General features: G+C 43.5%; 1 protein-coding gene. It reads left to right on the top strand.

Annotated features, from left to right (window positions below; all coding sequences use genetic code 11):
* Positions 1 to 102: 102 nt before the first annotated feature.
* Positions 103 to 533, top strand: a 431-nt coding sequence (locus tag R7O13_RS30480; protein ID WP_318305673.1) for a cache domain-containing protein, incomplete at its 3' end; no start/stop codon positions are given.

The following is a 533-nucleotide window of genomic DNA, read 5'->3' as shown; positions in this document are numbered from 1 at the left end:
CCGCGGCATTAGTTGCGCAAGTGGAGAAAAAACTCCCGCCTATCTCACAGACAATTTGAGCTGATTTTGCAAGATTGAAAAGAAAAAAGAGGTGGTACAAACATGGTGTTGAAAAGTCGAAACAAATTGCTGCTGATAACCTTAATTCCTCTGTTGTTGATCACGACATTGATCTCTGTGGTGTATTACATCAACAGCAGTAAGAGTTTGGAGGCGGAGCTCGTTCGAGACAGACAGGAGCTGATTGATGCGCGTAAGAAAGAGCTAAAAGCCTACATGATGATGGGTGTAACGGCGATTAAGCCGCTGTATGACTCTGACGTTAATGGCAGTAATAAACAAGCGGCGAAAGAAATCTTAAGAGCGATGCGCTTTGAAAGTGATGGGTACTTTTTCGCGTATGATTCTCAAGGTATCAATACCTTACATGCCATCAAACCGTCGCTGGAAGGTAAAAATCTGTATGACCTTAAAGATGAAAATGGCGTTGCGGTGATTGCTGGCTTGATTGATGCATCGCAAAAAGGCGATGG

The sequence above is a fragment of the Vibrio sp. Y176 genome (assembly GCF_033438945.1).
This window is presented reverse-complemented; position numbering and strand designations above follow the sequence as displayed.